Annotated in this window: 12 protein-coding genes; 8 read left to right on the top strand and 4 right to left on the bottom strand. The window is 63.3% G+C overall.

What is annotated here, in order from left to right; all coding sequences use genetic code 11:
• The gene (gene msrP / locus HHL25_RS07155; RefSeq protein WP_169588600.1) at positions 1–948 is read right to left on the bottom strand and encodes a protein-methionine-sulfoxide reductase catalytic subunit MsrP; all 948 of its coding nucleotides are present in this window, start codon (positions 946–948) and stop codon (positions 1–3) included.
• 247 nt (positions 949–1,195) lie between these two features.
• Between msrP and HHL25_RS07150 the strand changes: the two genes are divergently transcribed.
• The 3 genes from HHL25_RS07150 to HHL25_RS07140 all read left to right on the top strand — a co-directional run bounded on the left by HHL25_RS07150 (position 1,196) and on the right by HHL25_RS07140 (position 4,123).
• Positions 1,196–1,399, top strand: a complete 204-nt coding sequence (locus tag HHL25_RS07150) for a DUF1059 domain-containing protein (RefSeq protein WP_169588598.1) — start codon at positions 1,196–1,198, stop codon at positions 1,397–1,399.
• A 310-nt stretch (positions 1,400–1,709) separates the two neighbouring features.
• Positions 1,710–3,545, top strand: a complete 1,836-nt coding sequence (gene ilvD / locus HHL25_RS07145; RefSeq protein WP_169588596.1) for a dihydroxy-acid dehydratase — start codon at positions 1,710–1,712, stop codon at positions 3,543–3,545.
• Between the two features lie 224 nt (positions 3,546–3,769).
• Entirely contained in the window at positions 3,770–4,123 is a 354-nt protein-coding gene (locus tag HHL25_RS07140; protein ID WP_169588594.1) for a hypothetical protein, read from the top strand.
• Between the two features lie 58 nt (positions 4,124–4,181).
• Here the strand turns inward: HHL25_RS07140 and HHL25_RS07135 are convergent, their stop codons facing one another.
• Positions 4,182–4,547: a lysozyme inhibitor LprI family protein gene (locus HHL25_RS07135; protein WP_390624499.1), complete on the bottom strand. Its 366-nt coding sequence runs from the start codon at positions 4,545–4,547 to the stop codon at positions 4,182–4,184.
• 167 nt (positions 4,548–4,714) lie between these two features.
• On the opposite strand from HHL25_RS07135, the gene HHL25_RS07130 reads away from it, so the two are divergent.
• Positions 4,715–6,118: a DegQ family serine endoprotease gene (locus HHL25_RS07130; protein WP_169588590.1), complete on the top strand. Its 1,404-nt coding sequence runs from the start codon at positions 4,715–4,717 to the stop codon at positions 6,116–6,118.
• Positions 6,115–7,425: a replication-associated recombination protein A gene (locus HHL25_RS07125; protein WP_169588588.1), complete on the top strand. Its 1,311-nt coding sequence runs from the start codon at positions 6,115–6,117 to the stop codon at positions 7,423–7,425. The genes HHL25_RS07130 and HHL25_RS07125 overlap by 4 nt, the downstream gene beginning before the upstream one ends.
• 106 nt (positions 7,426–7,531) lie before the next feature.
• On the opposite strand, the gene HHL25_RS07120 is transcribed toward HHL25_RS07125, so the two are convergent.
• On the bottom strand, positions 7,532–7,843 hold the full coding sequence (locus HHL25_RS07120; protein WP_169588586.1) for a DUF1883 domain-containing protein: 312 nt from the start codon (positions 7,841–7,843) through the stop codon (positions 7,532–7,534).
• A 168-nt stretch (positions 7,844–8,011) separates the two neighbouring features.
• Between HHL25_RS07120 and HHL25_RS07115 the strand changes: the two genes are divergently transcribed.
• The 3 genes from HHL25_RS07115 to HHL25_RS07105 all read left to right on the top strand — a co-directional run bounded on the left by HHL25_RS07115 (position 8,012) and on the right by HHL25_RS07105 (position 11,355).
• Positions 8,012–8,251, top strand: coding sequence for a hypothetical protein (locus tag HHL25_RS07115; RefSeq protein WP_169588584.1), 240 nt, complete (start codon positions 8,012–8,014; stop codon positions 8,249–8,251).
• A 229-nt stretch (positions 8,252–8,480) separates the two neighbouring features.
• Positions 8,481–9,974, top strand: coding sequence for a diguanylate cyclase domain-containing protein (locus HHL25_RS07110; protein WP_169588582.1), 1,494 nt, complete (start codon positions 8,481–8,483; stop codon positions 9,972–9,974).
• The gene (locus HHL25_RS07105) at positions 9,964–11,355 is read left to right on the top strand and encodes a flavin monoamine oxidase family protein (protein WP_169588580.1); all 1,392 of its coding nucleotides are present in this window, start codon (positions 9,964–9,966) and stop codon (positions 11,353–11,355) included. The genes HHL25_RS07110 and HHL25_RS07105 overlap by 11 nt, the downstream gene beginning before the upstream one ends.
• A 98-nt stretch (positions 11,356–11,453) precedes the next feature.
• Here the strand turns inward: HHL25_RS07105 and HHL25_RS07100 are convergent, their stop codons facing one another.
• On the bottom strand, positions 11,454–12,242 hold the full coding sequence (locus HHL25_RS07100; RefSeq protein WP_169588578.1) for an NYN domain-containing protein: 789 nt from the start codon (positions 12,240–12,242) through the stop codon (positions 11,454–11,456).
• Positions 12,243–12,285 lie beyond the last annotated feature (43 nt).

The raw sequence follows: 12,285 nt of genomic DNA, 5'->3' as shown, positions 1-12,285 counted from the left end.
TCAGAAAGACTTCGCAAGGTCCATGCCGGCATAGAGGCTCGCGACCTCGTCGGCATAACCGTTGAAGGGAAGTGTTGCGATCCGCGCGCCGCCGAACAGACCCTCGGCCTCGCCGATGCGCCGTTCGCTCGCCTGGCTCCAGCGCGGATGGTCCACGGCCGGGTTCACATTGGCGTAGAACCCGTATTCGCTCGGGGCCGCGATGTTCCACGAGCAGGGCGGTTCTTTCTCGGTGAGCGTGATCCGGACGATCGACTTGATGCCCTTGAAGCCGTATTTCCACGGTACGACGAGGCGAAGCGGCGCGCCGTTCTGGTTGGGCAGCGTCTCCCCATAGAGCCCGGTTGCGAGGATCGTCAGCGGATGACGCGCCTCGTCGAGCCGAAGCCCGTCCACATAGGGCCAGGGCAGGGGCTGGAAGAGCCCGCTCTGGCCGGGCATTTCCTCCGGCCGCACCACGGTTTCAAAGGCAACATATTTGGCGCTGCCGAGCGGTTCGACCCGGTCGAGAAGGGCCGACAACGGGAAGCCGATCCACGGGATCACCATAGACCAGGCTTCGACGCAACGCATCCGGTAGACGCGCTCCTCCATGGCGAAGTCCTTGAGGATCGTCTCGATGTCGATGATCTGCGGCTTCGCGACCAGGCCGCCGACCTCGACGGACCAGGGCCGGGTCGTGAAGGAACCGGAATTGGCAACCGGGTCGGACTTGCCGGTGCCGAATTCGTAGAAGTTGTTATAGGTGGTCGCGTCTTCCTTGGTCGTCGGTTTTTCCGTCAGCACGTAGCGGCTGGGCGATGCGGAAAGCGCGGCGGCAAACGCTTTCGGCGCCGCCGCGAACGCCAGTCCGCCGACCGCTGCGCCGATCAGGCTCCGTCGGTTAATGTAGAGCGACTGCGGCGTGATTTCGCTCGAGGCGATGCGGGGCGGACGATAACGGGACATGGCGATGCTCTTTCGCTGTGGTTCAGGTCTCTGACCCTATTACGTAAGGGAAGAGAGCAGAGTTTCACGCCTGCGAAAAGAAACTTTCGACCACGATTTCGTGTAGTCGCCCGCACACTGGGGCGCACCCGCCGCGGGACGCTCCGATCGGGCCTGACCGGCTTTGTCGTTTGTCGCCGCCCGGCAAGGGGAGTAGAATGTCTGTGGGCTGGGTTTCTCGAAGGCAAGGCTTGTCAGGGAGGACAAAATGGGCCGCAAGTTTATCGACTGCCGGGAATTCCCGAGCGAAATGAAGTGCACCGTAGCCATTTCCGCCGACAGCATGGACGAACTCGTCAACGCTGCTGTCGTGCATGCCGTGTCGGTTCACGGCGAGCATGACACGCCGGCATTCCGGGCGGAGATCCGCAAGGCCGTGCACGAGATGGAAGCTCCGCGCAACGTCGCCTGACCTGCGCGGAATTCGAGGCCTTCCCCGGTCGGGGAAGGCGCGGCCCCCGCCTCTGGCGAGGCGAGGGCGTCACGGGCCTTGAGCGGTCGGAGGCCCGGTTCGACCCGTCGGACCGGCGGGTAGGTGAGCTGCGGCTGGCATCCCGGCCTGCCAGCTGTTATCCTCGGGCGTACCGAATTGCCGGTTGCCGATAGTGACAGCCCGAGCCTGATCCTTTACGAAAGATCGCAAAAGCGGGCATGTCCAGGGCCTTTGACCGGGCATGCCGACGGGTCATTCCGCGCGACAGAACAAATCCGAGGTAACACCGATGCCAGCCTATCGTTCGAGAACCACCACCCACGGCCGCAACATGGCGGGTGCGCGCGGCCTTTGGCGCGCCACCGGCATGAAGGATTCGGATTTCGGCAAGCCGATCATCGCCGTGGTCAACTCGTTCACCCAGTTCGTTCCGGGCCATGTGCACCTGAAGGATCTCGGCCAGCTGGTCGCCCGCGAGATCGAGGCATCCGGCGGCGTCGCCAAGGAATTCAACACGATCGCCGTCGACGACGGCATCGCCATGGGCCATGACGGCATGCTCTATTCGCTGCCGTCACGCGAACTGATCGCCGACAGCGTCGAATACATGGTCAACGCGCACTGCGCCGACGCCATGGTCTGCATCTCCAACTGCGACAAGATCACCCCCGGCATGCTGATGGCCTCGCTGCGCCTCAACATCCCGACGATCTTCGTCTCGGGCGGCCCGATGGAGGCCGGCAAGGTCGTCATGCACGGCAAAAAGGTCGCGCTTGACCTGGTCGATGCCATGGTTGCCGCCGCCGACGACAAGATCTCCGACGAGGACGTCGCCACCATCGAGCGCTCGGCCTGTCCGACCTGCGGCTCGTGCTCCGGCATGTTCACCGCCAATTCGATGAACTGCCTGACCGAGGCGCTCGGCCTGTCGCTGCCGGGCAACGGCTCGACGCTTGCCACCCATGCCGACCGCAAGGAACTCTTCCTCGAGGCCGGCCGCAGCATCGTCGGCCTCGCCCGCCGCTACTACGAGCAGGACGACGCGACCGCACTGCCGCGCACCATCGCCTCCAAGGGCGCCTTCGAGAATGCCATGGCGCTCGACATCGCCATGGGCGGCTCGACCAACACCGTCCTGCACATCCTCGCCGCCGCCCACGAGGCCGAGGTCGACTTCACCATGGACGACATCGACCGCCTGTCGCGCAAGGTTCCGTGCCTGTCCAAGGTCGCCCCGGCCAAGGCCGACGTGCACATGGAGGATGTCCACCGGGCCGGGGGCATCATGTCCATTCTCGGCGAACTGAACCGCGCCGGCCTGCTCAATGCCGATCTGCCGACCGTTCACGCCAGGACCCTTGGCGAAGGACTGGCCAAGTGGGACATTTCCGTCTCGGAGGACCCGGCAGCCCTCAAGCTGTTCAGCGCCGCCCCGGGCGGCATCCCGACCCAGGTCGCCTTCAGTCAGGCGGCTCGCTGGGAAGAGCTCGACCTCGACCGCGAAAACGGCGTCATCCGCGATGCCCAGCATCCCTTCTCCAAGGATGGCGGTCTGGCCGTCCTCAAGGGCAATCTGGCGCTCGACGGCTGCATCGTGAAGACCGCCGGCGTCGACGAGTCGATCCTGAAGTTCACCGGTCCGGCCAAGGTCTATGAAAGCCAGGATGCGGCCGTGAAGGCCATCCTGTCCAACGAGGTCGTCGCCGGTGACGTCGTCGTCATCCGCTACGAAGGCCCGAAGGGCGGCCCGGGCATGCAGGAAATGCTCTATCCGACCAGCTATCTGAAGTCGAAGGGCCTCGGCAAGGTCTGCGCGCTGATCACCGACGGCCGCTTCTCCGGCGGCACGTCGGGCCTGTCCATCGGTCACGCCTCGCCGGAAGCGGCGAACGGCGGCACGATCGGCCTGGTGCGCGAAGGCGACACGATCGAGATCGACATCCCCAACCGCACGATCAACCTGGCCGTTGCCGATGATGAACTGGCCCGCCGCCGCGCCGAGCAGGACGCCTTCGGCTGGAAGCCGGCGAGCCCGCGCAAGCGCAACGTCACCACCGCGCTCAAAGCCTATGCCGCCTTCGCCAGCTCGGCCGACCGCGGCGCGGTGCGCATCCTGCCGGAGTGAATCCGGCTCGCGCTGCGGCATTTGAACTGATGTTGGGAATGAAGGCGCCGGAGACTAGTCTCCGGCGCCTTTCTTTTTCGTTGTCGCAGTGTAAGGCCGGACGGCCCCTTGATGCCCGAACGATCGGTCCCGGCTCATATTGCCCACGAACAGATCTGCGCTATCGTGCCCCGCTCAGGCATCGTCGGCCGGCGATGCCTCAATTTTCAAAAAGGTATGTTTCAATGATGATTGCTGAACTCGTCCTATCCTTCGTGCTGTTCATCGGCGCGCTTCTTCATGCTTACGGATCTTTCCTCACCTTTGCCTGGGGAAGTCCCGAGCTCGTCTGGTCTCTCGGCTCAAGCGGCTTTGCCGTCCTTCTTGCGCTGCTTTGCGGCTTGCGGGCGCGCCGGCAATCGGATCGGGCCTTGTCCGCGCTCGCTGCCATCGGCTGCGCCGGGTGGATCGCCATCGTCCTTTCCTTTGGTGTTTCCATCGGCAATCCGGCGGATCCGCGGGTGCTCTACCATGTTGTGGTTACGTTGCTTCTGTTCGCATTCGCAATGCGCGGCTTTAGAGCGGGCGCCAAGTCTTGAAAGATACGGAAGTTGAGGAGTGTATTTAGCTGAATAGCGAAATAACTAGCTATCGAAATCACTGAGGCTTTTCGATCGTGTCGTAGACGCGGTTGATTTGCGTGATGCGGTCCTCATAGGCCCTTTCCAGGCAATCGACGTCTGCGCCACAGTTCTGGCGCTGTCTCAGCCAGGCGGACTGCTGGTCCTGCAGTTCGCCGCGGTTTCCCATCGGCAGCAGGCTGGAGATCAGCTCGAACGTCGTGACCATCTTGACGTCCAGGTCGTTGAGGTCGCGGTTTTCACAGATCGCCATCTCGTCCGCAGCCAACCCCTGCCTGTTGCAGTCGAAACTCGCGGCCGAGGCTGTGGTCGAAAACGCAAGAATGGGGACGGCGATCAACAGCGCGGCGACGGTGAGGCTAAGACGGCTGGTTCCTGACATCGGCATTGGCTCCTGCTTCGATTACCCTGTGGTTCGCCAACGTCTTCGCCTTGGAAAAGTTCAAATCGCCACTAACTTTGGTGACGCGCCGTCCGGTGCGGCCTCAGCGCGCTTTCCTTTTCCGCGCCGGGCGGTAAAACGTCCTATCTTTCAGGCAGGAGAATTCCATGCAGGGTTTTGTTCGTGGTGTCGCAATCTCGGCGCTGGCACTTGTGATGTGCGCTCCTTTGTCCGTGCGCGCCGAGGAACTCCGCGTTCCACAAACGGCAACCGAGATGCAGCTTTCCTTCGCACCGCTGGTCAGGCAGACCCATGGCGCGGTCGTGAACGTCTATGCCGAACGCCTGGTCCAGCGGCGGGCTTCCCCCTTTGCCGGCGACCCCTTCTTCGAACACTTCTTCGGCCAGCAGATGCCGAACCGGACCGAGAAGCAGTCCTCGCTCGGGTCCGGCGTCATCGTCGGCGCCAACGGCATGGTGGTGACCAACAACCACGTCATCGACGGGGCTGACGACATCAAGGTGGCGCTCTCCGACGGCCGCGAATTTCCGGTGAAGGTGGTTTTGAAGGATGATCGCTTGGACCTCGCGGTCCTCAAGATCGATGCGAAGGAAGAGCTTCCGGCCCTCGCGATCGGCGATTCCGACCGTCTTGAGGTCGGCGATCTCGTGCTTGCCATCGGCAATCCCTTCGGTGTCGGCCAGACGGTGACGAGCGGTATCGTTTCGGGTCTTGCCCGCAACAGCATCAACGAAGGCGATTTCGGCTTCTTCATCCAGACCGACGCGGCGATCAACCCCGGTAACTCGGGTGGCGCGCTGATGAACATGAAGGGTGAACTGATCGGCATCAACACCGCCATCTTTTCCAAGGGCGGCGGTTCGAACGGCGTCGGCTTCGCCATTCCCGCCAATCTCGTAAAGGTCTTCCTGAATGCTGCCGAGGGCGGTGCCGCGAGCTTCGAGCGCCCCTATGTGGGCGCGACATTCGATCCGGTGACCTCCGATGTTGCCGAGGCGCTGGGTCTCGACACCGTGCGCGGCGCACTGGTCGTCAGGGTTCTGGACGACGGCCCCGCTGCCAAGGCAGGTCTGAAGGCGGGCCAGGTCGTCATCGCGGTCGACGGCATGCCGGTCGAGCATCCCGACGCTCTCGGCTATCGCCTCACCACGGCGGGTCTCGGCAAGCCGGTCACGCTCACGGTTCGCGAGGATGGCAAGGAGAAGGAAATCTCGATGACCCTCTCGGGAGCGCCGGAGACCACACCGCGCGACGAGCGGCTCATCGAGGGACGCAGCCCCTTTGCCGGCGCCAAGGTCGCCAATCTCTCGCCGAAGCTTGCCTATGAATTGAAGATGCCCTCCGAAGTCATTGGCGTGGTGATCACCGACGTCGTCGGGGGATCTCCGGCGGCCCGGCTCGGTTTCGAGCCCCATGACATCATCGTTTCCGTGAACGGTGTCGCAGTCACCAGCACGGCCGGCATGGCCGAGGTCGCGGGCTCCGATCCTGGCTTCTGGCGGGTCGAGATCGAACGCGACGGCCAGCGCATCCGGCAGATCTTCCGATGAGCGATCTCTTCGCCCCGCATGTGCCGAAGGATGTGGAGGCCCGCCGGCCGCTGGCCGACCGGCTTCGGCCGAAATCTCTGGCTGAGGTCACCGGCCAGGAGCATTTGACCGGGGAGGACGGCGTGCTCGCCCGTATGATCGCCTCCGGTTCGTTGGGGTCGATGATCTTCTGGGGACCGCCAGGCACGGGCAAGACCACGGTGGCGCGCCTGCTGTCCGGCGAGGCGGGGCTTGCCTTCGAGCAGATCTCGGCGATCTTTTCCGGCGTGGCCGACCTCAAGAAGGTGTTCGAGGCGGCCCGCATGCGCCGCATGGAGGGGCGTCAGACGCTGCTCTTCGTTGACGAGATCCATCGCTTCAACCGCGCCCAGCAGGACAGCTTTCTGCCCGTCATGGAGGACGGCACCGTCATCCTCGTCGGTGCTACGACGGAAAACCCGTCCTTCGAACTCAACGCCGCACTTCTGTCGCGCGCCCGCGTCCTGACGTTCAAATCCCATGACGAGGCGAGCATCGAGACGCTGCTCAAACGCGCCGAGGCAGCCGAAGGTCGGCCGCTGCCATTGGACGAGAATGCCCGTGCAAGCTTGATTCGCATGGCCGACGGCGACGGTCGAGCCTCCCTGACGCTGGCCGAGGAGGTCTGGCGTGCTGCCCGTCCGGGCGAGGTCTTCGACACCGAGGGCCTTGCTCGCATCGTCCAGCGCCGTGCCCCTGTCTACGACAAGGGCCAGGACGGCCATTACAATCTGATCTCCGCCCTGCACAAGTCGGTGCGCGGCTCCGATCCCGATGCCGCACTCTATTATCTCTGCCGCATGTTCGACGCGGGCGAGGATCCGCTGTTCATCGGCCGGCGTCTGGTGCGCATGGCGGTCGAGGATATCGGACTTGCCGATCCTCAGGCGCTGGTCGTCTGCAATGCCGCCAAGGATGCCTACGATTATCTTGGCTCGCCCGAGGGGGAACTGGCGCTCGCACAGGCCTGCGTCTATCTCGCCACCGCACCGAAGTCGAACGGCGTCTACACGGCCTTCAAGTCGGCGATGCGGGCGGCGAAGGAGCACGGTTCGCTGCTGCCGCCCAAGCATATTCTGAACGCCCCGACCAAGCTTATGAAGGCCGAGGGCTACAACGAAGGCTATCGTTACGACCACGACGAGCCGGACGCCTTTTCAGGCCAGGACTATTTTCCGGAGAAGATGGGGCGCAAGACCTTCTACGATCCGCCGGAACGCGGGTTCGAGCGGGAGATCCGCAAGCGGCTGGACTGGTGGGCGAAGCTGAGGCGCGAGCGCAACAGCTAGAGCAATTCCAGCAAAGGTGTGAAGCGGTTTTGCGTTCGGGATGGCGTTGAAGCAACGACATCGAGCATTGAAGGCGCTCCATTTTCGCCGGCAATGCTCTAGGGGGTCAGGACGCCTTCTGCTGCTTGGCCGGTGCCGGTGCAGAGAGCATCTTCACCGACGAATCCGCCAGCCCGTGATGCCCTTCCATGTCGACGATCAGATGCCAGTGGCCCGGTTCCGGAATGACGAGCTTGACCGGCGACTTCTTGGCAACCCCACCGACATACTTGAAGTCGAGCGCTTCCTTGAAACGCTGGAAATTGCCGGCATTCATCAGCCGCACATTGTTCACGGCGGACAACGTCACTTCGATGATCGCTCCGGCACGCTGTTCCTTCATGTCGTAATGGGTAAAGCGGAAGGTCGGTTTAGACATCCGGCTGCTCGTCCTGTCAGTTAAATTCAATATCGCTCATATACACTAAGTGGGTTAAAGAAAGGTTGGGGCGCACCTGCCGGATCTTGATGAATGCGGACCTTTTTCGGAACAAACCGCCGATCGCGGCGTTCGACCGTAAGCGATCCACCGCAAGGAGCATCTTCCATGAAGACCGACACCTTTATCACCATATGCGTAGCGATGATGGTCAACGCCGTCATCTTCGGTATCGGCGCGATCACCGTTCTTTCGGTCCCGATGCTTAACGAGAACGCCAAGTACCTGTTGCCCGCCGTCGTGGTGCTGGCCTTTGCGATTGCGCCCTTCATCGCCTGGCAAATCGCACCGCGCCTCAGGCTGCGCTACTGGCGCGAACGCGGCAAGCTTGGCCCCGTAGAAGCCTGACGAAATCCGGCTCTTTCGGCAAGGAAGGCTATGAAGGCCTTCCACCGTTTCCCTCCTGATCCCCGAACCCCGGCTCCTCCAGCGGGGTTCTTTTTTTGCCCGCATCTCGCCAACTTCACCATTCGTCAAGCATGACTGCAGGTTGCAGTCGTTTGGGCCACCCCATTTAAGGCGGTCTTAAAGACCCGCCGTCACACTTTCTGCGACCAAGGGGATGGTGGGTGAGATCATGGCCGCAGATGAAATGGTCGGCATTCGGGGAAATGTGTCGCCGCGACGGTTGTCGCGGCTCGTCCTGGCCTTTGCCGCGACGCTGATAACCCTGTCGGGATTGTCGCTGCTCTATGTCGGCAGCATCGCCTCCGACGAGGCAGACCAGCAGGCTGCCGTCACCGAACTCAAGCTTTTCGAGAATGCGCTGAAGGACCGCCAGAGCCTGCTGGCCCGCGACCAACTGAGCATGGCGCGCTGGGACCGCTCGGTCAAATACGTCGTCCTCAAGTTCCGCGAGGCCTTTGTCGAGGACGAGTTCGTGTCTTCGCTGTGGTATGACTTCGGTCAGGACCGCACCTTCCTCGTCGATCCGGGAGGCCAGATCGTCATGACCGGTCAGGAGGACCGTGTCGACTTCACCCGCCGCACGCCTGACCCTGAGGGCGACATTGCCGCCATCGCCCGCAAGGCGGTCGAGCGCCACAACGCCAACCGCGTCGCGGTGCAGGGTGGCTTCAGCCAGAAACAGGTGACCAGCATCGATGTCGCGAAGATCGCCGAATTCGCTTTTGCAGAAATCGACGGCGAACCTATGATCGTTAGCGCGATGGCGATCGTGCCGGACGACGAGGAAGTGGTGCTGCCGGAAGGGGCGCCCTACATCGTCATTTCCGCCAAGCCGATCGATATCGAATTGGTGCGCGACCTCAACTCCCAGCTCGACTTCGCCGATGTGGCCTTCGGCCCGGATGCCGGTGGCAAGGTGCCGCTGCGCTCGGCGTCCGGCCGGGTGATCGGCAGCTTCGACTGGACCGGGGCGCATCCCGGCTCGCACATCTGGGCGGTGGTCGTGCCGGTGGCGTTGTTCCTGTCCTGCCTGCTCGCGCTTGCCAGCTTGTTCATCGTTCGCCATATCCGGTCGCTCTCGCTGCAGCTTGAGGAAAGCGAGCAGCGCAACCGCGAGATTGCCCTCCACGATCCCCTGAGCGGCCTTGCCAACCGACGGAGTTTTTCCGAGGCGCTGGAACATGCTGCCGGCAAGGCGGCCGCCTCGCGCTTCGCGGTGATCGCCGGCGACCTCGACCGCTTCAAGGCGATCAACGACACCTGGGGCCACGCCGCCGGTGATCTCGTCATCAAGACGGTCGCCAGCCGTCTTGCCGAGACGGTCGGCGATGACGGGCTGGTCGGCCGCATCGGCGGCGACGAATTCGTCATTCTGGTCAACGGTTTCAGCGACCGCGCAAGGCTATCCTTGCTGGCAAGCCGGCTGATGAGCGCGGTCGGTGCCCCGATCACGCTCGACAATGGGGTGACCACCGATGTCGGCATCAGCCTCGGCATTGCGGTTGTTCCCGACGATGCGACCGGCGCCAATGCGATCATGGCGACCGCCGACCGCGCGCTCTATGCCTCGAAGGAGGGCGGGCGGGGCAGGGCGCTGTTCGCCGCCGATCAGTCGTCCGGCGCGGCACGATCCGCAAGCTCCGGGGCGAGCCATGCGGCCTGAGCTTTCCCGCCGCCGCCTCCTGGCCTTGTCGGCCGGGACCGCAGGCGCGTTTCTCGGCGGCCCGCGCCTCGATCCGGCCGTGGCCGCCTCCAAGCCCGCAGCAGCCACTGCGACCCCGCCGCGCGTCATCATCGTCGGTGCAGGCATCGCCGGTCTCGCAGCCGCCCGCATGCTGACTGACCGCGGGATCGCCGTGGTGGTCATCGAGGCACGCGAGCGGATCGGCGGCCGCATCGACACCGATGAGAGTCTCGGCACGCCTGTCGAACGCGGAGCGGCCTGGGTGCATGGCTTCAACGGCAATCCGGTTGCAACCCGCGTCCGCGACGCGGGCCTTACCACCTTCTTCAGCGACTACGACGACTACCAGGTCTGGTTGCCCGGCGGCGAACGCCCGGAGGACTGGGAGATCGAGGACGTCTTCGATGCCTTCGAGACCATCGTCGACAAGGCCGCCGACGAGGCGGACGAGGATGCCGACATCTCGATGTTCGACGCCATCGACCAGCTCGATCCCGGCGCGCTCAAGGATCCGCTCTCCGGCTGGATGCTGTCGAGCGAAATCGAGGATGACGCCGGTGCACCGCTGTCGGAGATTTCGGCCGCCCATTACGGTGAGGACAGCGTCTACGAAGGCCCGGATGCTCTGCTGCCCGAAGGTTATGCCGGCGTGCTGAAGGCTCTCGCTAAGGGGCTCGATATTCGCCTCGGCGAACCGGTTCGCCGCATTGCCCATGGCGGCGGCGGGGTGACGGTCGAGACGTCGAAGGGATCGCATTCGGGCGCCTATGTCATCTCGACGCTGCCGCTCGGCGTGATGAAGGCCGGCAATGTGCTCTTCGATCCGCCGCTGCCGAAGGCGCAGGCGGATGCGGTCGCCGCGATCGGCTTCGGCACGGTGACGCGCGTCTCGATGCGCTTCGACGCCTGCTTCTGGCCGGATGACGTCGAATTCCTGAGTTATGCCGCCCGCGAGCGCGGCCGGTGGCCGACCATGGTCAGCTTGAAACCGGTCAATGATGCCGATGTCCTGACGCTGGTCGCAACCGGCGACTATGCCGTCAAGGCCGACGGGATGACGAAGGCCGACCTCGAGGCCGACATTGCCACCGTCCTTTCCGAGATGTTCAGCAAGGCGGCGCGGCCCGCAACCGGTCTCGTCGCCTCGCAATGGTCGCGCGACCCCTTCGCGCTCGGCGCCTATTCCTTCCCCGCGGTCGGCGCCAAGCCCGCCGATTTCGATTGCCTCGCAGATCCCGTCGGCGAACGGCTGTTTCTCGCCGGCGAACACACCGGCTTCGAGTTTCACGGCACGGTGCACGGCGCCTATCTCAGCGGCGAACGCGCCGCCGGCCAGGTGTTGAAGGTGATCGGCGGCTGATGGTGCGGATCCTCGGCTCAAGGCCGAGGATGACGATGACGGAGTGTGGGGCGCCGTGGGTGACGAGGGATACAGTGCTGGCAGTTCGTGATGGTCTCTCACTTGGAGTTGACAACGGGAGCCTTCTTGAGGCGAACGAGAATGACTTTGGGATTGTCCGGCGCTCGCTCGACGTCGACGATGCCTGATGATTTCACAAGGTCGCTTAATCTGGGGAAGCCATAGTTTCGCGCATCGAAATCGGGGGCCTGTTTCGCCAGATGACCGCCCACCTGGGCCAGATTGGCCCGACCGTCTTCATCTGCAGTTGCGACAATCGCTTTGATCAACATGTTTCTGGCTGCTTTGTTCAAGCCCGCCTTTTTAGGCGGCGCTTGGATGGTCGTGGGCTTGGCAACAATCGGACTCGTCGTGGGGGGCGCGAGCTCAATGACCTCCTCATCCTGGGCGTTGAGCACGTCGAAATAGACGAACTTGTCACAGGCAGTGATAAAGGGGCGCGGCGTCTTTCGTTCGCCGAACCCATAGACAGTGACGCCTTGTTCCCGGATTCGTGCGGCTAACCGCGCAAAATCACTGTCACTGGAGACAATGCAGAAGCCCGAAAACCGGCCGGTATACAACAAGTCCATCGCGTCGATGATCATGGCGCCGTCGGTCGCGTTCTTTCCTTTCGTATAGGCAAACTGTTGAATTGGCTGGATCGAATGCTCAAGCAGGCACTCCTTCCAGCCCCGAAGGTTCGGCCCCGTCCAGTCGCCGTAGATGCGTTTCACGCTCGCCGTTCCGTAGTTCGCGATCTCGGCTATTAGGCCGACGACGATCTTCGGTGAAACGTTGTCACCATCGATCAGCAGCGCCAGTGTTCCTGAAACTTCCGTTGCCATCTGTCTCCCCTCCCATGCTCGGAAAGCTAGACGTTTCTCAGGT

This window comes from Rhizobium terricola (assembly GCF_012927355.1).
Taxonomy (GTDB): Bacteria; Pseudomonadota; Alphaproteobacteria; order Rhizobiales; family Rhizobiaceae; genus Allorhizobium; species Allorhizobium terricola.
The sequence above is the reverse complement of the archived record's forward strand: the minus strand, read 5'-3'. Positions and strand labels throughout refer to the sequence as shown.